This window comes from Nocardioides sp. LS1, from assembly GCF_003865225.1.
Classification (GTDB): Bacteria; Actinomycetota; Actinomycetes; order Propionibacteriales; family Nocardioidaceae; genus Nocardioides; species Nocardioides ginsengisegetis.
In genome coordinates, this window is the sequence record NZ_BIFF01000005.1 from 491,107 (window position 1) to 515,552 (window position 24,446).

The following is a 24,446-nucleotide window of genomic DNA, read 5'->3' on the forward strand; positions in this document are numbered from 1 at the left end:
GTGCTCCCCCCAGGGTCCGTCAGGCTGTCGGCCTGAAGACCACGTCGACGAAGTAGTTGGTGCTCTTGTTGGTCGTGGTCGGGAAGCCGCCGCCGGTGGCGTAGCGGTACCGGCCGTTGGTCGTCGCCGGCGCCGTCAGCGGTGCCGCCTTCCAGACCGTCTTGAAGTAGTTCGGCGTGGACGAGTAGTGGCCCTTCGGCGCGTAGTACGACGCCACGTAGGTCTGCCCCGCCACGATCGGCACCGGCGTCGAGAACGTCGCCGTCTGCCAGCCGCTGGCGCTCTCGTTGGTGAAGGTGACCGTCGCGAGCCGGGTGCCGGTCGAGGACCACAGCGATCCGGTGTGCGTCCCGGTGTTGGTGGCCGCCTTGTAGAAGCGGATCTGGGTGACGTTGCCGTTGACCGCGGAGCTGAACGCCACCCCGAGCTCCACCGGCAGCTTGTCGTTGGTGTCCACGGTCGACGGGCTGACGCCGGTGAACAGCGACGTGGTGTCGGTCGTGTGGAACGTCCACGACTGGGTCGCCAGGACCGCGCCGGCCGTCGACACCACGCCTGCGACGGTCACCGTGAGGTCGGCGTCGGCCGGCAGCACGGCCGACGGCTTGAACGTCAGCGTCTTCTGGTCCGAGGAGAGGGACGCGGTGCCGGCGATCGTCGTCGTGCCCTGCTTCACCGTCATCGACCAGCCCGGCCCGACCGGGGCCGAGACCGTGATCGACGGCTGGACGTCCCGGGCGATGCCGGTGGCTCCCGGTGCCGGGGTCTGGCCGACCGTCGCGATCGTCGGAGCGGCGTAGACGACGTCGACGAAGAAGTTCGTCCCGGCCGTGGCGGTCGTCGGGAAGCCGCCCCCGGTGCCGTAGGTGTAGAGCCCGTTGCCGGTCCCCCGGGCGGTCAGGTCCCCGGACGTGAACGGTGCGGTGAGGAAGCCCGGCGTCGAGGAGAAGTGGCCCTGCGGCGCGTAGTAGGAGACCACGTACGTCGTGCCCGCGCTGATCGTCACCGGCTGGGCGAGCACGGCCGTCTGCCACCCGGTGGCGGTCTCGTTGCCGAAGGTGACCGTCGCCAGCCGGGTCCCGGTGGCGCTCCACAGCGAGCCCGTGTGCACCCCCAGGTTGTCGGCGGCCTTGAAGAACCGGATGGCCGTGACGGTCCCGGTCTTCGAGGCCGAGAACGCCGTGCCCAGCTCGACCGGAGAGCTCTCCGGTGCCGACGCGACGGTCGGCAGGTAGTCGCCGAACAGCGACTGGCTCGCGCCCGGGTCCGGAGCGCGGGTGTGGAAGGTCCAGGCCTGGGGCGCCAGGTTCGCACCGGCCACCGACGTGACGCCGCTGAGCGAGACCCTGATGTCGGTGTCGGGCGGCATCAGTGCCGACGGGGTGAACACGAGGCGCGTGCCCGTCGCGTCCAGTGCGGTCGTCCCGGCGATCGACGTACCGCTCGGCTGCTGGGTGGCCGTCATCGTCGCGCCCGGCCGGACCGGGTCGCTGAAGGTCACCGTGACCGGCGTCGCCCGCGGCACGTTGACCGCGCCCGGAGCGGGGTCCTGCGAGGCGATCGACAGCGGTGGAGGGGGCGGGGCGAAGACCGGGTCCACGAGGTAGTTGCTGGCCGAGGTGAAGCCGGGGAACCCGCCGGCGTAGGTGTAGGCGCCCGAGTTCGGGGCGACCCGGAGCGGAGCCCGGGACAGGTCGGCGGCGGCGAAGGCGTTCGGGGTCAGCGAGAACGACCCGGTCGGCGAGCGGTAGGACACGACGTACTCGGTGTCGGCGGCGATCGGATAGGGCTGGGCGAACGTCAGCGTCTCCCAGCCGCTCGTCGACTCCCCGGCGAAGGTGCCCTGTGCCAGCTCGGTCCCATCCATCGCCCACAGGGAGCCGGTGTGCACTCCGGTGTTGTTCGGGCCCTTGTAGAACCGCAGGCCGGTGATCGTGCCTGCCTGGCTCGAGGAGAAGCGCACCCCGAGCGTGACGGGCGTGGACTCCGCCGAGTCGAGGACCGTCGGCAGGAGCGACTCGTCGAAGAGCGTGCACGGGCAGACGCCCGGGACACCCGGCGGCCGGGCCGTCGTGAACTGCCAGCTCCCACCGGAGGTGACCCCGCCACCCTCGAGGTCCGTGCCGGCCACGGTCACCGTGTAGGTCACCAGGCCGCCGAGCGGGTTGGTCGGGGTGAACGTGGCGACGCGGGTCGCGCTGTCGTAGCCGGTGGTGCCCGGCACGTTGGTGCCGCTCTGGTCCTTCACCGTGACGTTCGGTCCGGCCGCGCTCAGCGCCCGCGAGAACTTCGCGGTGACCGTGGTGCTCGCCGGGACCGATGAGGTGCCGGGCAGTGGCCACTGGTTGGTGACCACGAGCGGTGAGCTGTCCGCGGTCGTGAACACCGGGTCGACGAAGTAGCTGGCCTTCTGGAACGTCGAGGCGGGGAACAGCCCGGGCGAGCCGAAGACGCCGGCCGCGCCGGATCCGAGGCCGCCCTCCACCGACAGCGGTGGTGCGGACACGCCCCGGTAGGCGAAGGCGGACAGCTGCACGGCGTAGTTCCCGTTGGGGGCCGTGTAGGAGACCGTGTAGGCCTGTCCCGCCGACACGGGGACCGCCGAGGAGAAGGTGGCCGCCTGCCAGCCCGTGGCGGACTCACCCGAGAACGTCACCTGGGCGAGCCGCTGCCCGGCCGGGCTCCAGACCGAGCCCACGTGGGAGCCCGTGTTGCCTGCCCCCTTGTAGAAGCGGACACCGGTCACGAAGCCGTCCACCTGCGGGATGAACCGCAGGCCGAGCTCGACCGCCCCGGGGTCGTTGGCGGCCGGGACCTGCGGCACCGTGGCCCCGAGCACGCTGCACGGGCACCGCACGTCGAACGACCGGGTGACCGGCGCACCGGTGTTGGCGCTGTCGTCCATGGCGCGGGCCTGCACGGCGGTGCTGCCCAGACCGTGCTGCACGTAGGTGAAGCTCCAGGTGCCGGCACCGGTCGCGGCGCTCCAGGACTGGCCACCGTCCGTCGACACCTCGACACCAGCCACGCGGCCGCCGACGTCCGACGCCGTTCCCGTGACGGTGACCTGGGAGCCGTTGGCCTGAATGGACCCGGCAGCCGGCGAGTCGATGGTGACCGTCGGGGCGGTGGTGTCGGTGGACTTCGTCGCCGCGACGAGGCCGGGCATCAGGGTGGCCGGCTGGACGCCCATGTCCGCCATCACGTTGACCTGGGCCTGCTGCATCCGGGCATCGGGCGGCGACGGCGTCACCGCGTCGTCGTGGACGCTGTCGAGGCCCCAGCTCCACTGGATGGACCCGGTGCTGAAGACGAGGGCACCGCTGGACGCGCGGTACATCGTGAGGTGGTGGGTCGTCGTGCCCGGCTGGACCGTGTTGCCGAAGTCCTGGAGGGACTCCGGCGTGGCACCGGTCGTCGTGGACAGCCGGATGAGGCCGGCCGGCCGGAAGCCGTTGTCGACGTCCTCGTCGGACTCGTAGCCGATGGTGTGCGGCGCGAGCGCCTGGGTCGTCCCGGCGGGGAGGGCGTCCAGGCCGGTGTCGCGCCACAGGCGGAGCTTGCCCTCCTCCGCGCTCACGGTGACCGCGAGGTCGTCGTGGTTCGACTGGAACTGGGTGCCGGTGAGCTGGTTCTCCGGCCTGCCGCCGCCCTTGCCCGTCGGGGCCAGCCGCGGGTCCCGCCACGTGCCGGTCCACTCGTCGGAGGGGTCGATCTTGGCGTTCGCCCAGGTCTCCTTGTAGCAGACGAGCGTGCGGTACGCCGTGCCGCTCGCGTCGGCCGACGGCTCGTAGCGGGTCTTCCAGTAGGCCTCGTTGCCGCTCAGGAACTGCAGGTTGACGCCCGCGTCCCGAGCGGCCTCGACGTTGGCGCGCTGCGCCTTGCTCCAGTACTCGTCGTGGCCCACCGAGAGGAAGACCCTGTGGTTCTGGAGCAGAGCGCCGGCGCGGTCTGTGTCGACGCCCGCGATGTAGCTGACGTCGTAGCCGTTGCGCTCGAGGAAGCGCACGGCCGGGTACTCGTTGGCGAAGAAGAAGTCGCGGCCACCCGCCCCGTCGCGGGTCGTGATCGGCCGGTTGTAGCTCACCTTGTAGGCACGACCGGCAGCACCGCCGGAGTAGAAGTCCGCCCCGCCGTAGAGGTTGTAGGCCTGCCAGGTCGGGTCGGAGGTCTGGAAGACGATGTCGGAGTGGCTGGAGTCGTCCCGGACGATGAAGGTGATCAGGCTGGCGTGGCCGTTGTCGACACGCTGGAGGCGTGCGACGTACACCCCGGACACGGCCGTGCTCGGCACGTCCCACGAGGCCGAGACGGCCCAGTTGCCGCAGTCGTAGAGGGCGGTGGCCGCGTCGGTGATGCACTGCGGCTGGACCTGCGGCAGGCTCGCCGAGGGCGTCACCGTGGCGATCTCGCGGGCGCCGGCGCCGTTGTAGTAGCCGGTGCGGTAGATCGTGATGCCGTAGGCCGTGGCGTCGGTGTCGATCTTGAAGTCGATCCGGTGCCCGACGTCGACGCTGATGTCGGTGGAGAAGCCCTGGATGTCCGCGGCACCCGAGCCCTGAACGTCCCAGACGCTCTTCGGGGTGCCGGGCAGGCTGTTCTCGCAGGCGATCTTGTTGCCGTCCGCGCCGCACGGGTCGCCGGCCGCCGAGGCGGCGCTGACGGGCACGAGGGCCAGGACGGCGACGGCGAGGAGGCCGGCGAGGATGGCCGCCAGGCCGGTGCGGGAGTCGGCCCTGCTGGTCACTCGGTGCGTCACGGGGCGGTTCCCTTCGGGGAGGATCAGGGGGTCAGGCACGGGAGCTCTCGTCCCGGAGCCAGGTGCTGAAGTCGCCGCGTCGTACGGCGCCGCGGCTGGAAGCCCGCGCCACGAGGGCGATGCCGAGGAACACGGGAAGCCGGACAGCAACGGCGGGTCGGGCCACAGCGAGGCGACCGAGGACGCGCCAGGTCGTCACGGACTCGGGACGACGTGCGCCGTGACCGGCGGCCTGGGCGTCGCCCGTCGCGACGCGCGTGCGTCGCCGGACGAGGTCGCGCACGGTCCCCGGCGGCACCACCACGACCTCGGCCTCGTCGACGACGCGGCGCTCGTCGGGGGCGAAGGCGTCGGAGGTCGCGAGGTCGTCGCTCATCAGTGGCGGGAGCGCCGAGACCCGCGCCTGGCCGGCTGCGGACAGGGCGATCACGCCTCGACCGAAGAGACCGGACCGCACCTGCGGCAGCTGCTCCCAGACGTCGTAGTAGGTGCGGACCAGCCAGGGCGCGTGCTCGCGGCGCAGCACCCGGCGCGGGGCGGTCGCCAGCACGAGGCCGTCCGTGAGCGGCCGGACGAGGGTGGCCAGGTCGCTGCCGCTGAGCTCGACATCGGCGTCGAGGTGGACCCGGGGGAAGACCCGCGTGGCCGCGTTGCCGGCGCGCACGGCCGCCGCCTTGGAGGGCTGCTCGATCTCGAGGACCCGGGCACCGGGCGCGGCCCGGCGGGCAGCCGCGGCCGTCCCGTCGGTGCAGCCGTTGCAGACCACGACCACGTCGAGCGAGCCCGGCGGCAGGCCCTGCTGCAGCCTCGCCAGGGTGCGCGGGATGACGCGCTCCTCGTTGTGGGCCGGGATGACCACACTTGCCAGCACGGCCCTGTCCTGCACCGTCCGGCTGCCGACCCCTGGGCCCCCCAGGACGTCCATGTCTCGTGCCTGTCTGCCTGCTGAAGCTTCTGCGACGTCTGGTGGCGCGGGTCGGGGGACCCGGTCGCTGCAACGCCTCGGATGAGGTCCGAGACTCACCCTGTAACAGGGCCGTCGGGGGTCTGCGGACACCCGTTCCCCGATATTGGTTAGCCCCATTTCGGACCCCTCTGGACGGGGTCTCGGAGGGGGTGCCCAATGTTGAGGAACGCACGGTCCGAAGCCCCCGTGCGCCGTCCCGCAGCGCTGTCATTCGGCCATGCCCCACACGCAGCCTGTCTTCATCGCCGAGTCGGCGGACGTGGCCCCGGAGGCCACCCTCGGGGAGGGCACCAAGGTCTGGCACCTGGCCCAGGTCAGGGAGCTGGCCGACGTCGGTCGCGAGTGCATCATCGGGCGCGGCGCCTACGTCGGCCCGGGGGTCCGGATCGGGGACCGCTGCAAGCTGCAGAACCACGCGCTGGTCTACGAGCCCGCCGTGCTCGAGGACGGCGTGTTCGTGGGACCGGGCGTCGTCCTCACCAACGACTACTTCCCCCGCGCGGTCGACCTGGACGGACGGCTCAAGGACGCGCACGCCTGGACGGCGGTGGGGGTCACGGTCCGCGAGGGCGCCAGCATCGGCGCCCGGGCCGTGTGCGTCGCCCCGGTCGAGATCGGCCGCTGGGCGATGGTCGCGGCCGGTGCCGTGGTCACCCGGGACGTGCCCGACTTCGCGCTCGTGGTCGGCTCTCCCGCACGCCGGGTCAAGTGGGTCGGCCACGCCGGCGTCCCGCTCCAGTACGTCGGGGCCGACGTGTTCCGCTGCCCCGTCTCCGGCCGCGCCTACGTCGAGACCAACGGCCTGCTCCGGGAGGAGCGGAGCCGATCGTGACCACCGAGGTCGTCCCCCGGCGACGCCATCCCGTCCGCAATGCCTTCATCGGGCTGATGGTCTGCGTGGCGATGCTGGCCGTGACGGCCGCCGTCGGCATCTTCTGGATCCAGCACACCCTGACCGGCCACATCGGCCGGATCGACGGGGTCTTCACCGGTCTCGACGAGTCCCAGCGACCGCCCAAGCCCACGACCGGACCGGCCGCGAAGGCCGTGAACATCCTGCTGATGGGCACCGACCGCCGCTCCCCCGTCGGGACGACGGGACGCTCGGCGGCGGCCCCCCTGTGGGTCCCCGGCGCCCAGCGCACCGACACCCTGATGGTGCTGCACATCGACGGCGACCGTCGCGGTGCCTCGGTGATCTCGATCCCGCGCGACTCGTGGGTCTCCGTCCCGGGCTACGGGATGGACAAGATCAATGCGGCCTTCTCCTACGCCGGACCCTCGCTGGCGGTCCAGACCGTCGAGCAGCTGACGGGCGTCCGCATCGACCACCTCGCCGTCATCGACTGGGAGGGCTTCCGGCAGCTCACCGATGCCGTCGGCGGGGTGACCGTCAACGTGCCCACCACGGTCTACGACTCGGCCCGTGGCATCACCTGGACCGCCGGGACGCACACGCTGGACGGCCAGCAGGCGCTCGACTACGTCGGGCAGCGCTACGGACTGCCCGGCGGCGACCTCGACCGCGTGCGCCGCCAGCAGGCCTTCCTGCGCACGCTGATGGAGGACAACCTGCACGCGGAGATGCGGCACGAACCCCGCCAGGTCCTGGCCTTCCTGAAGACCGTGACCCGCAACCTGTCGGTCGACTCCGGCTGGTCGACGCGCGACATGGCACAGCTCGCCCTGTCACTGCGCAACCTGCGCTCCGCCGACATCCGCTACCTCACGGTGCCGGTCGCCGGACTCGGCATGGAGGGCGCGCAGAGCGTCGTCCACCTCGACCACATCCGGGGGTGGCGCATGTGGTCCGCGGTGCGCGACGACCGGATCGAGCACTGGGCCGAGCAACATCCCTGGTACGAGACGTCCACGACGGTACGGTGAGGCCACCGAGCCGAAACGGAGGGGACCCGTGCTGGCCGATCGCCTCTTCGAGGCCCTCACCGACCTGACCGAGGCACTCGACCGGACGCGCACGCTGCCGGACGCCTCGGCGGTGATCGCCGACTTCGCGCTGGCCAACCTCGACTCGGACCACGCGGGCGTGGCGCTGCACCCCGCGGACGGCGGCGTGATCAGGCTGGCGGCGACCGGCCCGGTGGTCCACGACCTCGACGCGGCCCAGGCGCTGGGTGAGCCCGGCCCCGGAAGCCACGACCTGGAGGCCGGGTCCATCCTGACGATCGCCGACACCCGCACCGACACGCGCTGGCCGGCCTGGAGCGCCCGGGCCGCCGCAGCGGGTGTGCTCTCGGCTCGCCTGGTCGGGCTGACCCAGCTCAACCACGGGTCGGCCACGCTCGACCTCTTCTCGCACGAACCGCACACCCACAGCACGGCCGGCTTCCTCCACGCGCGGAGGGCGGCCAAGCACGCGGGACTCGGCCTGCGCCTCGTCGACCGGATCGCCAACCTCGAGGAAGGCCTGGCCAGCCGGACCCTCATCGGTCAGGCGCAGGGCATGCTGATGGAGCGCTACGGCCTCTCCGCCGACCATGCGATGAGCTACCTGCGACGCAACTCCCAGCACGCCAACGTCAAGGTCCGCGACCTGGCCCGGGCCATCGTGGCCGACCGCGACGCCCGTCCGGGCGACCAGCCGTCCACGATGTGATACACGACACACCCCCGCCACATCCGTCGCCCCCGCCTGAGTTCACGGGGATTTGCCACGGCGTTGACGCCGTCTTGACGCGCGTTTCGCATCCCGATGGCTTCATGTGTACGAGGCACGAGGGGGTGCCACAAGGGGGGAACCATGTACCGCATCGTTACCGAACGCCGTCAGGGGACAGAAGGGCAGCCAGCGGACACGTCATCGGGGCCGGTCGTCGCGACATCGCCCGATCCGGACCCGGCACCGCCCGCGTCATCGGCAGTTCCGGACGCAGACGACGGAGGTCACGACGTATGTCCGCGCCGTGCGCCGCTCCGGCCGACGGGCCCACTGCTGCTCCTGACCGGGCTGGTCCTGTCCACGCCCGTGCTGCTGCTGGTCGCGGTCCTGAGCGGCGTGTCCGAGGCCGCCAGCCTCACCATGGCCGTCCCGTGGTCCCTGGCGCAGCTCCCGCTGCTGGCCTGGGCCGGGCACCGCCACCTGGAGCGCCGCACCCGCGAGCTGCCGTCCCCGGCCGACCTCGAGGTGCTCGGCACCCGTGCCGAGACCGCCGAGGCAGCGCTGCGCAAGGACGAGGAGAAGCTCCACGAGCTGCGCGCCACCGTCGTCGGGATCACCCTCGCCCACCAGCTGTTGCACGACGCCGACAAGGAGCTCCAGGAGGCCACCCGGGTGCGGCTGGAGCAGCTCCGCGAGTCCGAGCTCGGCCGCCTCGAGCGGCTGCTCGCCGTGGAGCCCGACCGGGCCGTCCAGCGCGTGGAGCTCGAGGAGGTCGTCAACCCCCTGGCCGAGTCGCTGCGGCTGCGCGGCCACCGGGTGCGCTGGACGGGCACCCCGCTGTGCGCGACAGGCCGCGCCGACGACATCGCCGAGATCGTGCACGTCCTGCTGGAGAACGCAGCGAGGCACGCCCCTGGCTGCGACATCCGCGTGACGGCGGTGGCCACGCCCGGCTCGGTCCGGGTGCAGGTCACCGACGGCGGACCGGGCGTCGCCCCGCACGTCCGGCCCCAGCTGTTCGACCGCGGCGTCCGCGGCCCCGGCTCGCCCGGGCAGGGGCTCGGGCTGCACATCGCCCGCTCCCTCGCCCGCGAGATGGGCGGCGACCTGCGACTCGAAGAAGGCACTCCGGGAGCCACGTTCACCCTGACCCTGCCCACCGCTGCACCGGTCCGGTCATGCCTCGGTCACTCGGCCTGACGCGGGTCGCCATCGTCGAGGACCACCAGCTCTTCGCTGAGGCCCTCGACGTGGCGATGACGCTGGAGGGCCACGACGTGCACCGCGTCCCGATCACCGACCACGCCGTCTCCACCGGGCACCTGCTCACCCAGGTGCTGCGGATGCGCCCGCGTGTGGTCCTGCTCGACCTCGACCTCGGGTCCACCGGCAACGGCACCCGGCTCGTCGAGCCGCTCACCCAGGCCGGCATCGCCGTGGTCGTGGTGACGGCGAGCATCGACCGGGCCCGGTGGGGTGAGTGCCTGCGGTACGGCGCCCGCACGGTGCTGCCCAAGTCGACACCGCTGAACACCATCCTCGCCACCATCCGCCTGATCGGCGAGGGCCGGCCGGTGCTGTCGCGGGAGGAGCGGGACCGGCTGCTGGCGGTGTACCACCACGAGAAGGCCAAGATCCAGGACCTCCGGGACCGCCTCGAGCAGCTCACCCTGCGCGAGCGCGAGGTGCTCGCGCACCTGATGGCCGGACGACCGGTGCGGGACATCGCGAAGCTCTCGTTCGTCTCCGAGGCGACCGTGCGCACCCAGGTCAAGTCGATCCTCGCCAAGCTCGACGTCACCTCGCAGCTGGCGGCGGTGGGCGCGGCCCACCAGGCCAGTTGGAGCCCCCCGGTCCTGGCCGAGGACCGCTGACCCCAGCCCCTGCCGGCCGGGCCTCGGGGCCCGGAACGGGGATCACCCAAATTGCGGCATGTCCGCCGCGCGGCCAGTCCCTACCGTCGAGGTAGCCGTTGCACCGTGCAGCGGGCGACGGGGGGTGGGTGCGATGGACGGGTCGGCACCCCGCACCGTGCGCGGGCCGCACCAGGACACGTCGTGACGGCAACCGTCCCGCTCGGCCCCGAAGCAGCCACGTCGCGCCACGCCCTCCGCCGGTTGGTCCGTCCCCTCTCGATCCGCGGCACCCGACAGCTCCCGGCTGCCGGGGCCGCGTCCACCCGCCCGGCGCGGACGCCGTGGGCACTCGTCCCTGGGGACGCGCTGGCGGCGCTCGTGGTGTCGGCGGTGACGCTGCCCGCCGGCCCCTCCACGGGGACGGCCGCCTGGCTGCTGCTCGCCGCCGTCACGGCCACGTGGCTCGCCCTTCTCGGCGGCACGGGCGCCTTCGAGGCCCGGCGAGCGACGTCGGCAACCGAGGACCTGCGTCGCATCGCCCGCGCCGGCGTGGGCCTGGCCGCGGCCACGCCCCTGATCGTGACCATGAGCGGACAGCCGCTCGAGCCGTGGCGCGTGCTCGTCGTCGCGGTGGCGGTCTCGGCTCTCGCCGTGGGCCTGCGCCGGGCCGGCACGGCCCTGCGTCCGCCCGATCCCGTGCGCGTCGTGGTGTCCGGGCCGCGGCCCGCTGTCGACCTGTTGCTCCGCGAGCTCGCGGCCGACCGTCGGCCGGCGTTCGTGGTGGTCGGCATCCACGAGCCCGCCACCGGCCGGGACCTGCCGACGACTGCCCAGCGCCTGGGCGCGGAGGCCGTCGTCGTGCTGCCGACCGAGCGCGACGACCCCGCGGCACTGCGGCGCCTGGGCTGGCAGCTCGAACGGGCCGGCACCCAGGTGCTCATCGCGACCGGTCTCCTCGACGTCGCCTCCCACCGGACCCGCCTGGAGTACGCCGGCGCGCTCCCCCTCCTCCGGGTGCGACACCCCGACACGTCCGGGGGCCGGCGGCGGGCCAAGGCCGTGGCGGACCGGGTCGCCGCCGCCGTCGCACTGGTCGTCCTCGCACCACTGCTCCTCGCCATCGGCGTGGCCGTGCGTGTCGAGTCGTCGGGTCCGGCGTTCTTCCGGCAGACGCGCGTCGGCTGCAACGGCGTGCCGTTCACGATGCTCAAGTTCCGCACGATGGGCCTCGACGCCGAGTGCCGGCGCGAGGAGCTCACCGCGCGCGAGGCGGTCGAGGGTGTCCTGTTCAAGATGCGCTGCGACCCTCGGGTGACACGCGTCGGCGCCGTCCTGCGGCGCTACTCCCTGGACGAGCTCCCCCAGCTGGTCAACGTGCTGCGCGGCCAGATGTCCCTCGTCGGCCCCCGCCCGCCCCTGCCCAGCGAGGTGGAGCAGTACGCGCCCGACGTGCACCGTCGCCTCGCCGTGAAACCGGGGCTCACCGGCCTCTGGCAGGTCTCCGGGCGCTCGGACCTCTCCTGGGAGGAGTCGGTCCGGCTCGACCTGCGCTACGTCGACAACTGGTCGCTGGGCTCGGACCTGCGCATCGTCTGGCGCACGGTCGGCGCGGTGCTGGGGCACCGCGGCGCCTACTGAGGGCCTCCCCGCCGGCGCCCTTCCTGCCTCTCGCCGTCCTGTTATCGGCCCGCACCGAGCCCGGCGTCCGCGCGTGCTCCTCCGGACGACGGCCCCCCGAATATTGGTGATGATCGACCCGAGGCCTGCCGGGATGGTGGGGAGGTCGGGAGGGGGCCCGGCACGCGAACGGCTCACCAGCCGCACACCTGGGGAGGAACGGTCCGTCCGCGGATCAAGCCTCGGGGAGTCCCGCCTCGGTAGCCCCGGAACTGCCTGTGCATGTCCCCCCATGGCGACGGGCAGCGCACCGGAGGCGGCTGGTGAGTCCTCGCTCCCCTCCCCGCAGGCAAGGTTAAAAATGCGTCAGACAGGCCTCCGTAACTCACCCGTTCCCCTGCGGAGTTGCAAAACCTTGTTCTACGGTGATAGTGCGGTCAGACAGGTGCTGCACAACGTGAGGCTGGGGAGGGGCCTGACTCATGAACGAGCAACCACTGATCCGCATCTGTGTCCTCGGTGAACTTCAGGTGTGGCGCCAGGACGGATCTGCCGTCGCCATCGACGAGTGGCGGACGGGCAAGACCCGCGACCTCCTCCGACTTCTCGCGCTCAGCGCCGGTCACCCGGTGCTGCCGTCGCGGCTGGTCGAGAAGCTGTGGCCGGACGTCGCCGAGGAGCGACGGCGCAACAGCCTGCGCACCGCCGCCAGCCAGATCCGGCGCACCATGGGCACCAACTGCGTCGTGCGCCAGGCCGACGGGCTGGTGCTGCGCGACGCGTGGGTGGACGCGGTGCAGTTCCTCGAGGACGCGCGGAAGGTCCACGTGTTCGCCCGCGACGCCCAGCACGAGCAGGTCCTGGCCCTGACCCGGTCGGCCGAGCAGATCTACCGCGACGACTTCCGCGCCTACGACCAGGACAGCGCCTGGGCCCGCGCCGAGCGCGAGCACCTGCAGCGCACCCGCCACGAGATGCTCTGCGACGCCGCCGCGGCCGCGCTCGAGCTGGGCCACTTCCGGGAGGCCCTGGACCTCGCGGCCGACGCGGTCCGCCTCGACCGGGGCTCCGAGACGGCCCACCGCTCACTGATGCGGGCGCACGCCGAGCTCGGCGAGATCGGCAGCGCGCTGCGCGTCTTCGAGTCTTACCGGGCCCACCTCGCCGAGGAGCTGGGGGCCGACCCGTCCCCGCAGACCCGCGAGCTGCACCTCCACCTGCTGCGGGGGCTGGGCGCCTGACCGGGGCTCGGCTCAGCCGGCCGAACGTCGGGCGTACGTCGTCGCCGCGGCGTACACCGCGTCGACGTACTCCTGGGCGTGGTTGTAGCTGAAGATCGCGGCCGCCCAGCCGGTGCCGGTCGCCAGGTCCGTGCCGCCGGCGCAGAGGTAGCGCGCCGTGGCGGCGGCCGCGTCGTCGAGGTCGTTGGGGTCGGCCGTCCCGTCGCCGTCCCCGTCGGTGGCCCACGTCCGCCAGGTCGACGGGATGAACTGCATCGGCCCCACCGCGTGCTCCCACACGGGGTCCCCGTGCCACTGCCGGGAGTCGGCCGAGGACCGGATCGCGGCGAACTTCCCGGAGCCGTCGAGGGCCGGCCCCAGGATCCGGGTCGAGGAGTGCCCGTCGTCGCCGAGGGCGCGGCCGCCGATGGTGCCGTGCCGGGACTCGACCCAGCCGATGCCGGCCAGGGTCGTCCAGCCGACGTCGCAGCCGCCCACCCCGTCCAGCTGGGCGCGGGCGTAGGCGCGCAGCGCGGGGACGGGGATCCCCGTCCGGGACGCCGTCGCCGAGAGCCAGGCCGGGTCCACCTGCGTGGCGCCCAGCGGCTGGCCCGCGGCCGCCGTCGGCGCGGCCTCGGCGGGCACCGGGGCGGAGACGTACTGCGGGGAGGAGAGGTCCAGGGGCGGTCGGGCCATGACCGTGTGGGCGGCGAGGTAGCCGAGCCCGGAGACGACCACGAGCGTCACGGCCAGGGCCGCGATGAGGCGTGCAGGGCTCACCCGAAACGACCGTTGACGTAGTCGGACGTGCGCTGGTCGCGGGGGTGCTGGAACATCGCGGCGGTGTCGCCGTGCTCGACGATGACGCCCGGGGTCCCCTGGGAGGCCAGGAAGAAGGCGCACTGGGTCGACACGCGTGCCGCCTGCTGCATGTTGTGGGTCACGATCACGATGGTCACCTCCCTGGCCAGGTCAATCATCGTCTCCTCGATGACGCGGGTCGACGTCGGGTCCAGCGCCGAGCAGGGCTCGTCCATGAGGAGAACGCGGGGCTTGATCGCCAGCGAGCGGGCGATGCACAGGCGCTGTTGCTGGCCGCCGGACAGGCCGCCACCGGGGGCGTCGAGCCGGTCCTTGACCTCGTTCCACAGGCCGCCCTTGATCAGGCAGGACTCGACGAGCTCGTCCTTGGCGCCCTTCGAGGCGCGGGTCCCGGTGAGCCTGAGCCCGGCCAGGACGTTCTCGCGGATGGACATCGCGGGGAACGGGTTGGGCTTCTGGAAGACCATGCCGATGGCGCGCCGGGCGTCGATCAGGCGCTTGTCGGGGTCGTAGATGTCGTGGCCGTCGAGCAGCACCTCGCCCGCCAGGGCGGCGGACGGCACGAGCTCGTGCATCCGATTGAGGATGCGCAGGAACGTCGACTTGCCGCAGCCGGATGGGCCGATGAGCGCGGTGATGCCGCCTGCCGGCATGGTCAGGGACACCCGGTCGAGGACCTTGTGCTGCCCGAACCACGCCGTGATGTCGCGGGCCTCGATCGTGGCCAGGGCCGTGGGCTCCGGGACGGTCGGGAGGACCGTGGTCTCGTCGGTGACTGCACTCATCGTCGTTCCTTGCATCGTTGCTGGATGGCGGAGGGCCGGCCCACCCGTTCCCGGGTGGGCCGGCACCGGATCACTTCTGGGTGATGGTGAACTTCTTGGTGGAGCCGGCCACCGTGCTGCTGCCGGCGTAGACCGCCTTGAGGGTGTTCTTGCCCTTGGCCAGCGCCGGGAGCTTGACGGTGAGCTTGCCACCGACCAGCGAGCCGGACGCGAGCTTCTTGGTGCCCTTGAAGATGGTCACCTTGCCGGTCGGGGCCATCGCCGAGGTCACGGTGATCGTGCCCTGGGCGCGCTTGCCGGCCTGGACGCTGGCCGGGAACGTCTCGGTCATCGACGAGGCGGCCTTGACGAGCACCGCGGCGTCGCCGGTCGAGGGGTCGAACTGCGAACCCGAGGCCGGGACGAAGTCCGCGGTGTAGGTGTGCGAGCCCGGGGTGGCGCCGGTGACGTCGTACGTCGCCTGGCCCGAGACCAGCGGGACGCCGGACTGGAGGACGACGTCGCCCTCCTTGAAGGTCACGGTGCCGTCGGGGGCCGAGGAGCCGGAGACGGCGGCGACGAGGGTGGCGGCGCCGCCCTTGGCGCTGGAGCCGGTGAGCGAGGTGGTCGTGGTGACCTGCTGGTTCAGGATGAAGTTGCTGGTCGCGGTCTGCGTCGGGGCCCCGCAGACGCCGCCGTGCGCCGGCGTGGCGAGCTGCTGGAAGCCGGCGGCCTCGATCGCCGAACGGGCGGCGGTGGAGCAGACGTAGCCGTTCTCACCGAAGACCGACAGGATGTCGGCGCGGCCCAGGTCTGCCTGACGGACGACGTTGTAGAGCGCCCGGTCGGCCTTCCAGCCGCTCTCGAGGCGCAGGGTGGTGCCGAGCAGGCCGGCGCGGCCCTTCGAGAACGGCGCGATCGCGTTGGGGTCGTTCTTGATCAGCGAGTCGTCGTGCTCCTGGACCTCGGCGACCGAGCTGGCCAGCGTCACGTCGACGCCGCCGTTCATGGACTTGAGCTGGGCCACGAAGAAGGAGCGGGTGCCGGAGCCGGCCTGCGGGATCTTCGGGGCGATGACGCCGGACTTGGTCGAGTCGATCTGCGACCAGTTGGTGACGTCACCCTTGTAGATGCTGACGATCTGGGCCGGGGTCAGCGAGGTCGGCGCGTTGGACGGCACCGAGTTGGAGACCGCCATCACCAGGGTGTCGAGGGCAAACGGGAAGGCCTGGAGACCGGCCTGCGCCTCGGTGGCGCTGATCGCCGAGGAGGAGCGGGCGAAGTCGACGTCGGCGTTGTTGCCCGAGCCGTAGAGCAGGGCCTTGCCGGCACCCGAGCCGTTGGGACGGTTGATCGCACCGCTCGGCAGGGTGATGGTGCCACCGCCGGTGGCGGCGAAGGACGCCACCTTGAACGCCGGGGCGGGCGTCTGGGCGTTCCACCCGTCCGCGAGCAGCTTGAGCGCGTGCTGGCTGGTGTCCGAGCCGACGCCGATGAGGTCGGCGGCGACGGGGGTGAACGTGGGGTCGTCGGCGTCGGTCGCCGCGAGGGCCGGGACGGCCGTCAGGGCGACGACGGAACCGGTCAGGGCCGCGGCGACGAGGCCCGCGAGGGACTTGCGTACGAACATTGCGGAGTTTCCTTCGGAGTGGGTGCTGCTCGGAACTGCGTGATGGAGGTGGTGCCGGTGCTGCTTCCCGAGAGGCGTTGCAGGGTCGAGTCTTGGAACATCGGTGGGGTTCCGGGGCGGAACCATCGGTCGTTCAGCAAGCGTTCAGATCACGTTGGGCAAGAGGCGCATCACCACGTCGGTGGTGGCCCAGGACAGGGCGATCGCGAGCGGTGCCGCGACCACCCAGACGAGCGGGCCCGACCACTTCTGGCGCGCGGCGACGACCCCGAGGGTCAGCGCCACCAGCAGGGCCAGGAACAGCGCCAGCAGGGGCATCGCGCCCTTGTCGGTGGCCATCGGCTTCTCCGCCTCCGGGACGGCCAGCGGGCGGCCGGCCGGCGCGGGGAAGGACTTCTTGGCGTCGGCGTCGACGTAGATCACCGCGTTGGGGGCGATCGCGGAGTAGCGGCCGGTGCCCTCGGCAGTGACCAGGGTGAGCCGGGCCTTGCCCGCGGCCAGCGGCTGCGGGAGCGGGTCTCCGGTCCGGCGCACTGACAGCACGTGGAAGGTGACCTTGCCCTGCGCGTCGACGACGCTGATCGGGTCGCCGGGCTGGAGCTCGGCGAGCCTCCCGAACGGACCACCGTAGGTCGCCGCGCGGCCGTAGACGACCGAGATGCCCTCCTGGCCCGGCAGCGGCGTGTCCCGGCGGTGGCCGGGGCCGTCGAGGGTGTCACCGGAGGCGGTGCCCTCCGTGACGACCTCCTGCAGGCCCAGGCTCGGGATCGTCAGCAGCGCGACCGGGTCGCCGACCGGGACGATGGGACCGATCGGGGCGGTGGCGCTGGCGAGCTGGGTGCGGAACTCGCCGTACAGCAGGCTCTGCGCGCGCTCGTGGCTCAGGTTGCCGAGGAACAGCAGCTGCGCGACGGTCCACAGGCAGACAAGGGCGACCATCGTGAACGCCGTCGACGCGACCGAGACGGCCGACTCGGTGGGCGTCGGCGGCCGGGTCGGCGCCGGCTGACCCGGACGCCCCAGCCGCCGGCCGGACGCGCGGAGGCCGGAGAGGACCCCCGACAGGGACGGCACGCGCGCGGGCAGCCGGCGAGCCGGCCTGCTGCGCTGGGCGGTGCCGGTCATCGTCGTGGTCATGGACGGCTCCTCGGTGGGCTCACGAAGAAGCGCAGGCCGCTCGCGATCATCAGGCCGGCGAAGCCGACCAGCAGGAGCGCGGGCAGCAGGCCGCTCGCGACGCGCGACCCGACCGGCGAGGTGGCCGGCATCTCGACCGCAGCGGGCGGCGTCGACGGCGACGCCGAGGCGCTCGGTGCGGCCGACGGGACGGGGTCGGACGGGATCGTGCCGGGCGCGTCGATCGGGCCCGAGCCGGTCCCGCCGCCGGTGGTCGTCGGCTCCTGCGTCGGGGCCGGCGTGGACGTCGGCGGCACCTTCTGGGCCGCCACCTCGGCGGCGACGGCCTGGGCGGAGGCGTAGAGCTTGCGCGTCGAGCCGCTGTCACGGATCGGCAGGAAGCCCGCGGGCAGCTCGCCGTTGCCGGAGCCCACCTCCTGGCCCTCCGTCGTCGAGACCTTGATGAACTGGCTGACCTTGGCGGCGTCGGCCTCGTCGAGGTGCTGCAGGCGCGCGGCGGTGTAGACGACCATCGTGCCGGGGTAGGCCGACCCCGACTTCTTCACGTCGGCCTGGTCGAGGGCGAACGGGAGGTCGTCCTTCTTCTGGGTCATCAGGTCGACCGCGGCGGCCAGCGAGGCGTCGTCGGGCTCGACGAACGTGCCCGGCCTGGTCTCGAGTGCTGCCGAGCGCAGGCCGTAGCGGTGCACGTCGCCGAGGCTGACGACCCCGAGCATGAAGCGCGACCCGAACGACTGCCTGTCGATGCGGCCCAGCTTGTACTGCTGCGTCGACTGGTCGAAGTCACAGCGCGTCTGCACGTTGGGCCACGCGTCGAGGAGCGCCTCGGCGATCTTGCGCAGCGTCGTCACCGGCGCCGCGAGCTGGCTGAAGTAGACGGCCGGGTTCTTCTGCCGGCAGGTGTTCTCGGTCTTCGGGATGTAGGAGTCGAGCAGCGGCCACTCGGCGGTCGGGACGGTGATGTCCTTGTACGCCGGGTTGACCTTCATCCCCCACGGGTCCGGCTTGCCGCCGATGAAGGCCATCGCCTCCGGGTCGTGGGCGATGTAGTCGGTCAGCTGCTCGATCACGTCCGAGTCGTTGGACAGCGACAGCAGGGCCGCGCCCGCCTCCTGGGAGATCTGGGTCAACCCGGGGTTGAGCTTCTGGAACTCCGGGTCGTTCATGATCCCGAGCGGGTTGTCGCCGATCCCGGGATGGCCACGACCGAGGTCGGAGCCGAGGTAGGACTCCGTCATCAGCTTGGCGATCAGGCGCGGATTCAGCTTGAGGTCGGCGTACTCCCCCGCATTGTCGGGCTTGTCGATCACGTAGCCGATGGAGAAGCCGGTCACCGCCGTCGGGGCGTAGCCCACGGGGTCGGTGCCGCGCAGGTCGTGCTGGGAGGACACCTCGGCGGCGGCCCCGCCGCCGCTCTCCATGAGGTTCCAGCCGGCCTCGTCGGACATCTGGTTGAGCTGGAACTTGAAGCGGTCCTTGCGCAGGCAGTAGGCCGGCGTCCACTGCAGGGCGGCCTGGGCGAGGAGCTCGGAGCCGTAGAACCCGGTCGGGGCCCGCGGGTCGAGGATGTCGCAGGCGTCCGGCGGGAGACCGAAGCTGATCGGGATGGAGAAGCGGTTCTGCCAGTTCGACGCGGCCCACCACAGCGACGGCGACACGGCCTGGTCGACCCCGTCGTTGGCGAAGTTGCTCGAGCCGGGTGCGAAGCGACCGCCCTTGCGGCAGGCCTGGTCGGACCCGGTCGGCGGGGACGACGGCTGGTCGCAGGACAGGCCGACGATCGGGATGACCTCGATGGTGCAGGCGGTCGTGTGGTTGCAGCCCAGCGACTCGTTCTCGACGTCGCTGCGGACCTCGAACTGCACCGATCCGGTGCCGTCCTTGTCGGTGAACGCGGCCAGCTCGGCGGACGGGAAGGCCGCGCCCACCGCGGCCTCGGGCGGCATGTGGGCGGCGTTGCAGGCCGAGAAGACCTCGCCCTTGGCCGAGACGAACGGCGTCAGGCGCGTGGAGTAGGGGTCGGTGTCGACCCCGGGGCAGTCCTCGGCGCTCGGGAACGGGTCCATGCCCGAGACGCGGGCCTTGTCCGCCTCCGCGGCGACCAGGTCGTGGCGCCAGGACGCCTCGCTGTCCGAACGGGTGATCTGCGAGCGCTGTGCGACCGAGCCGGTCCAGCAGGTCTGGGGGGTCACCTGCTTCTTGACCGGCAGTGAGGCGTCGTCGGTGCCGCGGCACTGGAGGATGACGACGGGGTACTCCTGGAGCAGGCCGTTCTCCCCGTAGGGATTGGAGGCCCGGCCGCCGCTGGGCTGGGCGCCCTTCCAGCTGATCAGGATCCGCTGGCGGCCCCGCAGGTCCTTCGTGTGGTTCGCGTTCACCGTGACCGTGTGGCTCGGGAACTCGTAGGTCGAGCCGTCGGCGTTGGTGAAGACACGGGTCAGCGTCTTGGTCGCCGTGAACGAGTCGTCGCCCTTCCGGTCCGCGTGCACGATCGTCGGGCCGGCCTCGGCAGGTACGTCGGCGAGCAGGCCGCCGCCGACCAGCGCCAGCAGCAGGCCGGCGACCAGGCGCCTGCTCATCGGCCACCGAGCCGGTTGGCGTTGCGTCGACGGCCGAGGGCCGCGACGTAGAGGCCGGGCAGGAGGATCAGCGCGATCAGCTCGAGCACCGCCAGCAACCCGAAGGTGTTGGTGTCGGCCGGGCGGGAGGAGACCAGCTCGGTCGGGTTGGCGTAGATCGCGCCGGCCGAGGTGGTCGTGCCGTCGGGTGCGCCCACCACGGCGCCGGTGACCGGGTCGATGGTCGTCGCCCCCGGATCGGTCCCGCCGGGCGCCTGGCCGACGGAGCCACCCCCGCCTCCGCCCCCGGTCGAGCCGGTCGAGCCGCCGGTCGTGCCACCCGTCGTACCGCCGCTGTTGTCGTCGGTGGACGGCTGGTTGTTGCCGGTCTCGGTGCCGCAGGGACCCTCGCCCAGCTTGTCGCACGCGGCCGGCTGGGGCGCGATCGCGGCCAGCTTGTTCTGGTCGAGGTGCTTGCCGTCGAAGGTCGGGTTGTTGCACTGCGTGACGTCGCGGTCGGTGAGGTCGACGTCCGGGTCGGCCTTCTTGAGCTTGGCGATCTGGTCGAAGCCGGCCTGCACCAGGTTGAGCGGCAGCGGCGAGTAGCCGTAGGGCCCGGCCTTCGTCTGACCCGCGCAGAGCGAGTAGTACATGAAGTCGGCGAGCGTCTGCCGCTTGGCCGTCGTCATCCGCGGGTCGTCGGCGCCCGTCGGGATGATCATGTAGCTGTAGGAGGAGATCGGATAGGCCCGCGGGTCCGGGTTGCTGTAGACCCCGTCGAGGATCTGGGTCAGGTAGAGCTGCGAGCTCTTGTCCTGGTTGATGCGTGCCTTGGTCAGCGCGACGGCCACGTTGTACTGCGTGGGCTCCACGAAGTAGCCGGCCTTGTTGAGGACCTTGACGACCGGGTAGTCCTTGTTGACCGGGTAGGAGTACTCGACGTACCCGATCGAGCCGTTGCCCGCGAAGCCCGCGATCGTGTTCATGACCTGGTCCGAGCCCGCCTGGCCGATCATCCGGCCCTTGCGGGGGTAGTAGGACGTCAGGCCCGAGCGGCCGAAGTACGGGCGCCAGATCGACGGGTACATCTTGTCCATCCACGTCGTGAACTGAGCGGTGGTGCCCGAGCCGTCGGAGCGCACGACCGGCGTGATCGGCAGCGACGGGAACTTCCGGCCGTTGTTGTCCTTGGTGATCGCCGGGTCGTCCCAGTTGGTGATCTGGTTGGTGAAGATCCTGGAGAGCGTCTCGCCGGACAGGCGGAGGTTGCGGACCAGGTCGTTGCCGATCTTCAGCTGGTAGGTGAAGGCCGTGCCGCCCGCGACGATCGGCAGGTAGGCGAACTCACGGCCGTTGCTGGTGTCGGCGTTGCCCTGCTCGTCGACGCCCTGGTAGGGGATCTCGGAGATGGCGAAGTCGGTGCTGTCCTGGCTGAAGTCCTTGCGGCCCTTGGACGAGCCGCCGCCGGTGTAGACGACCTTCATGCCGTTGGCGTCCACGTCGGAGATCCACTGCTGGACGATGAGCTCGGACCACGTGGATCCGGTGCCCTCGATCTGGGCGTAGACCGTGGCGCTGGCCGCACCGGGCAGGGTCAGCACGCAGGCCAGGGCGGCCAGCACGGCGGACAGGACACGCAACCGGGACATCAGGAGGCTCGCTTCGGGGCGGGCCGGCGCAGGAGCCGGCGTACGACGGAGGGCTTGGCCGAGCGCGGACGCGCCAGCAGGCGTGCGGTGACGAAGAGCAGCAGCACGAGGCCGAGCAGGACGGTGGCGGCCGCGAACGCGCGGGTGATCGCCACCGGCTCGCCGCTGCGGACCGTGGAGTAGATGAAGAGCGGCAGCGAGTTCATGACGCCGCCGGTGGGGTTCTGGACCATGAACGCCGCAGCGCCCGAGGTGAGCAGCACCGGGCTGGTCTCGCCGACGCCGCGCGCGACGCCGAGGATGACGGCGGTCGCGAGGCCCGGACGGGCCGTGGGCAGCACGACGTGCCAGACCGTGCGCCACCGGCTGGCTCCGAGCGCCAGGCTCGCCTCGCGGAGACCACCGGGGACGACGCGCAGGACGACGTCGGCGGCCCGGGCGATGATCGGCAGCATCATCACGGCGATCGCCAGCGACGCGGCCAGGCCGGAGCGGGGGTAGCCGAGGGCGACGATGAAGACGGTGTAGATGAACAGGCCGGCCACGATCGAGGGCAGCGCGGTCATCGCCTCGACGATGGTGCGGACCACCCGGGCGAAGCGGCCCCCGACCTCGGTCATGAAGACGGCGGTGCCGATGCCCAGGGGCAGCGTGATGAGCAGGCCGATGCCGAGCTCGATGCCGGAGCCGAGGATGGCGTGGGCGACACCGCCCCGGTCGAAGGGGTCCTTCGGGCCGACGCCCGACATGTCGTGGGTGAAGAAGTTCGGGTGCATCAGCGGCCGCCAGCCACGCAGCACGACGAAGACCACGACGCTGACCAGCACCGCCCCGACCACCGCCGCGCCCGCCGTGACGACCGCGCCGGCGACCCGGTCGCGCACCTCGGTCATCCCACCCGTCATCGCTGCGGTGACGGCGGTGACGAGCAGGCCCATGACGAACCACGTGACGAGGAACCAGGGCAGGCCGGGCATCGGCACCAGGCGCTGCGTGATGAGCCAGGCCAGGCCGAGTCCGGCGGCCCAGGAGCCGAACAGCGTGAACTTCTCGTCGGGGCTCAGCCGGCCCAGCGAGGTGCGCGGCACGGCCGGCGCCGCGGTGGCGTCGTACGTCGGCAGGTGGGTCTGCCCGGCCATGGCGGTGGTCTCGGGCGCGCTCTCGGTCGTCGTCATCTCAGGCGTCCGTCCCGGCGCCGGAGCGGCTGCGGTTGACGATGATCGCGGCGACCGTGTTGACGATCAGCGTGATGACGAAGAGGACGAAGCCGGCGGCGAGCAGTGCGGAGAGCTGGGCGGTGCTCGCCTCGCCGAAGCGGCCGGCGATCAGCGAGGAGACCGTGACGGTGCCGACCTCGAGGATGCGGGGCTTGATCTCGAAGGCGGGCGAGACGATCAGGACGACGGCGATGGTCTCGCCGAGCGCACGGCCCAGGCCGAGCATCGTGCCGCCGATGATGCCGCCGCGGCCGAAGGGCAGGATGACCGCGCGGATCATGCCCCAGCGGGTCGAGCCGAGCGCGAGGGCGGCTTCCTTCTCACCGGCGGGGGTCTGGGAGAAGACCTGGCGCATGACCGCGCAGGACATCGGGAGCACCATCATCGCCACGGCGATGCCGGCGCAGAAGGCGCTGGCGATGTAGCGGCTCGCGTCCCAGACGGCGGCGTCGGGGTCGGCGTGGACCTGGAAGATCGGGATCCAGCCGAAGTGCTTCTGCAGCCACAGGGCGAACTCCGCCGCGTGCGGCATGATCAGGAAGAAGCCCCAGAGGCCGTAGACGATCGACGGCACGGCGGCCATCAGGTCGACGAGGCTGACCAGGGTCGACTTGATCGCGGCCGGGGCGTACTCGCTGATGTAGAGCGCGGTGAGCAGGGCCAGCGGGAAGGCGATCGCCATCGCGACCATCGCGACCTCGACGGTGCCGAGCAGGACCGCGGCGATGCCGAGCGTGTCGGTCTCCGGCTGCCACTGCGTCTCGGTGAAGAAGCTGAAGCCGTAGCGCTGCAGGGTCGGGTAGGCCTGCCAGGCCAGGAAGAGGCCGACACCCCCGGTGATGACCAGCACCGAGGCGCCCACCGCGCGGGAGGCGTGTTCGAAGATCGCGTCGGCACCGGTGGCCTTGCGGGAGATCTTGCGGGGGCGCACCTCGAGGGGGGCGTCCGGAGCGTGGAGGGTCGTCACCGTGGGATTTCTGGCCAGGAGGCTCAGCGGGCGCTGAGTCGGCAGAAGTCTCAGGAGGTCGCGGGAACGAGAGATCCCCTCGCAGGTGAACGACGAACGAACGTCAGCACGGCCTTTCTCCAACAGGCCATGCCAACGATCTCGGCGTAGTCATTTCGGGCTATGCGAACTATTTCCGGGGTAGTCCGAACCGGCCTCGGGTGTTGCCTCAGCTCGGCTGCGGCTGCGGGTTGGCGTCCCGCTCGGCCTGGCTGCGCAGCACGCAGAACTCGTTGCCGGCCGGGTCCGCGAGGGTCGCCCAGCCGATGCCGGGGCCGCGGATGTTGCGGTGGTCCTCGACCCAGGTGGCGCCGAGCGCCAGCAGCCGCTCGACCTCCTCGTCGCGGGTCGTGCCGGGCCGCGGCTGGATGTCGAAGTGGATCCGGTTCTTGACCGTCTTGGTGTCCGGGACCTCGATGAACAACAGCATGTGACCGGTCTCGGGGTCGCGGATCAGGCACTCCTCGTGGCCCGGGAGGTTCGGGTCGCCCTCGAGGTCGACGTACCCCAGGACGGGCTTCCACCACTCCGAGAGCTCGTAGGCGTTGGCGCAGTCGATGGTCGTGTGCGAGATGAACGAAGTCATGCCGCGCACTCTTCCCAGCCCGGCGGCGCCCTGCAACG

At 71.9% G+C, this 24,446-nt stretch carries 18 protein-coding genes; 7 read left to right on the forward strand and 11 right to left on the reverse strand.

What is annotated here, in order from left to right; all coding sequences use genetic code 11:
* Positions 1–19: 19 nt before the first annotated feature.
* A complete protein-coding gene (locus tag EJF31_RS16585) occupies positions 20–4,759 on the reverse strand; it encodes a DUF4082 domain-containing protein (protein WP_260430914.1) in 4,740 nt (1,579 codons plus the stop codon).
* A gap of 31 nt (positions 4,760–4,790) precedes the next feature.
* Positions 4,791–5,630 carry a glycosyltransferase family 2 protein gene (locus tag EJF31_RS16590; protein ID WP_221767616.1) on the reverse strand — a complete coding sequence of 280 codons (840 nt, stop codon included), beginning with the start codon at positions 5,628–5,630 and terminating at the stop codon, positions 4,791–4,793.
* Positions 5,631–5,943: 313 nt separating this feature from the next.
* Between EJF31_RS16590 and EJF31_RS16595 the strand changes: the two genes are divergently transcribed.
* From EJF31_RS16595 to EJF31_RS16625, 7 genes are all read left to right on the forward strand, one after another.
* A complete protein-coding gene (locus EJF31_RS16595) occupies positions 5,944–6,558 on the forward strand; it encodes an acyltransferase (RefSeq protein WP_125038238.1) in 615 nt (204 codons plus the stop codon).
* Positions 6,555–7,613, forward strand: coding sequence for an LCP family protein (locus EJF31_RS16600; protein WP_221767617.1), 1,059 nt, complete (start codon positions 6,555–6,557; stop codon positions 7,611–7,613). Before EJF31_RS16595 ends, EJF31_RS16600 begins: the two co-directional genes overlap by 4 nt.
* A 28-nt stretch (positions 7,614–7,641) precedes the next feature.
* The gene (locus tag EJF31_RS16605; RefSeq protein WP_125038239.1) at positions 7,642–8,343 is read left to right on the forward strand and encodes an ANTAR domain-containing protein; all 702 of its coding nucleotides are present in this window, start codon (positions 7,642–7,644) and stop codon (positions 8,341–8,343) included.
* A gap of 369 nt (positions 8,344–8,712) precedes the next feature.
* A complete protein-coding gene (locus EJF31_RS16610; protein WP_125038240.1) occupies positions 8,713–9,546 on the forward strand; it encodes a sensor histidine kinase KdpD in 834 nt (277 codons plus the stop codon).
* The gene (locus tag EJF31_RS16615; RefSeq protein WP_125038241.1) at positions 9,525–10,220 is read left to right on the forward strand and encodes a LuxR C-terminal-related transcriptional regulator; all 696 of its coding nucleotides are present in this window, start codon (positions 9,525–9,527) and stop codon (positions 10,218–10,220) included. Before EJF31_RS16610 ends, EJF31_RS16615 begins: the two co-directional genes overlap by 22 nt.
* 183 nt (positions 10,221–10,403) lie before the next feature.
* Positions 10,404–11,840, forward strand: a complete 1,437-nt coding sequence (locus EJF31_RS16620) for an exopolysaccharide biosynthesis polyprenyl glycosylphosphotransferase (protein ID WP_221767618.1) — start codon at positions 10,404–10,406, stop codon at positions 11,838–11,840.
* Positions 11,841–12,301: 461 nt separating this feature from the next.
* On the forward strand, positions 12,302–13,060 hold the full coding sequence (locus EJF31_RS16625) for a BTAD domain-containing putative transcriptional regulator (RefSeq protein ID WP_125038243.1): 759 nt from the start codon (positions 12,302–12,304) through the stop codon (positions 13,058–13,060).
* Between the two features lie 12 nt (positions 13,061–13,072).
* On the opposite strand, the gene EJF31_RS16630 is transcribed toward EJF31_RS16625, so the two are convergent.
* From EJF31_RS16630 to EJF31_RS21950, 9 genes are all read right to left on the reverse strand, one after another.
* A complete protein-coding gene (locus EJF31_RS16630; protein ID WP_260430915.1) occupies positions 13,073–13,819 on the reverse strand; it encodes a lytic murein transglycosylase in 747 nt (248 codons plus the stop codon).
* Positions 13,816–14,646, reverse strand: coding sequence for a phosphate ABC transporter ATP-binding protein (locus EJF31_RS16635; RefSeq protein WP_125038244.1), 831 nt, complete (start codon positions 14,644–14,646; stop codon positions 13,816–13,818). Before EJF31_RS16635 ends, EJF31_RS16630 begins: the two co-directional genes overlap by 4 nt.
* 70 nt (positions 14,647–14,716) lie before the next feature.
* Entirely contained in the window at positions 14,717–16,255 is a 1,539-nt protein-coding gene (locus tag EJF31_RS16640; protein WP_185736321.1) for an Ig-like domain repeat protein, read from the reverse strand.
* 144 nt (positions 16,256–16,399) lie between these two features.
* A complete protein-coding gene (locus tag EJF31_RS16645) occupies positions 16,400–17,392 on the reverse strand; it encodes a class E sortase (protein ID WP_125038246.1) in 993 nt (330 codons plus the stop codon).
* On the reverse strand, positions 17,389–19,971 hold the full coding sequence (locus EJF31_RS21945) for a hypothetical protein (protein ID WP_185736322.1): 2,583 nt from the start codon (positions 19,969–19,971) through the stop codon (positions 17,389–17,391). The genes EJF31_RS16645 and EJF31_RS21945 overlap by 4 nt, the downstream gene beginning before the upstream one ends.
* Positions 19,968–21,599, reverse strand: a complete 1,632-nt coding sequence (locus EJF31_RS16655; RefSeq protein ID WP_125038247.1) for a phosphate ABC transporter substrate-binding protein PstS — start codon at positions 21,597–21,599, stop codon at positions 19,968–19,970. The genes EJF31_RS21945 and EJF31_RS16655 overlap by 4 nt, the downstream gene beginning before the upstream one ends.
* Positions 21,599–22,774, reverse strand: a complete 1,176-nt coding sequence (gene pstA / locus EJF31_RS16660; protein ID WP_125038248.1) for a phosphate ABC transporter permease PstA — start codon at positions 22,772–22,774, stop codon at positions 21,599–21,601. Before pstA ends, EJF31_RS16655 begins: the two co-directional genes overlap by 1 nt.
* Position 22,775: 1 nt before the next feature.
* Positions 22,776–23,783 (reverse strand): phosphate ABC transporter permease subunit PstC, encoded by a 1,008-nt coding sequence (gene pstC / locus EJF31_RS16665; RefSeq protein WP_125038249.1) that lies wholly within the window; start codon positions 23,781–23,783, stop codon positions 22,776–22,778.
* Between the two features lie 208 nt (positions 23,784–23,991).
* Positions 23,992–24,408, reverse strand: a complete 417-nt coding sequence (locus EJF31_RS21950) for a VOC family protein (RefSeq protein ID WP_185736323.1) — start codon at positions 24,406–24,408, stop codon at positions 23,992–23,994.
* Between the last annotated feature and the right edge of the window lie 38 nt (positions 24,409–24,446).

Excerpts from the sequence above, each read along its gene's own strand:
- EJF31_RS16645 (WP_125038246.1), bottom strand. The coding sequence starts at position 17,392 with ATGACCACGACGATGACCGGCACCGCCCAGCGCAGCAGGCCGGCTCGC.
- pstA (WP_125038248.1), bottom strand. The coding sequence starts at position 22,774 with ATGACGACGACCGAGAGCGCGCCCGAGACCACCGCCATGGCCGGGCAG.
- EJF31_RS16655 (WP_125038247.1), bottom strand. The coding sequence starts at position 21,599 with ATGTCCCGGTTGCGTGTCCTGTCCGCCGTGCTGGCCGCCCTGGCCTGC.
- EJF31_RS16595 (WP_125038238.1), top strand. The coding sequence starts at position 5,944 with ATGCCCCACACGCAGCCTGTCTTCATCGCCGAGTCGGCGGACGTGGCC.
- EJF31_RS16640 (WP_185736321.1), bottom strand. The coding sequence starts at position 16,255 with ATGTTCGTACGCAAGTCCCTCGCGGGCCTCGTCGCCGCGGCCCTGACC.
- EJF31_RS16615 (WP_125038241.1), top strand. The coding sequence starts at position 9,525 with ATGCCTCGGTCACTCGGCCTGACGCGGGTCGCCATCGTCGAGGACCAC.
- EJF31_RS21945 (WP_185736322.1), bottom strand. The coding sequence starts at position 19,971 with ATGAGCAGGCGCCTGGTCGCCGGCCTGCTGCTGGCGCTGGTCGGCGGC.
- EJF31_RS21950 (WP_185736323.1), bottom strand. The coding sequence starts at position 24,408 with ATGACTTCGTTCATCTCGCACACGACCATCGACTGCGCCAACGCCTAC.
- EJF31_RS16635 (WP_125038244.1), bottom strand. The coding sequence starts at position 14,646 with ATGAGTGCAGTCACCGACGAGACCACGGTCCTCCCGACCGTCCCGGAG.
- EJF31_RS16625 (WP_125038243.1), top strand. The coding sequence starts at position 12,302 with ATGAACGAGCAACCACTGATCCGCATCTGTGTCCTCGGTGAACTTCAG.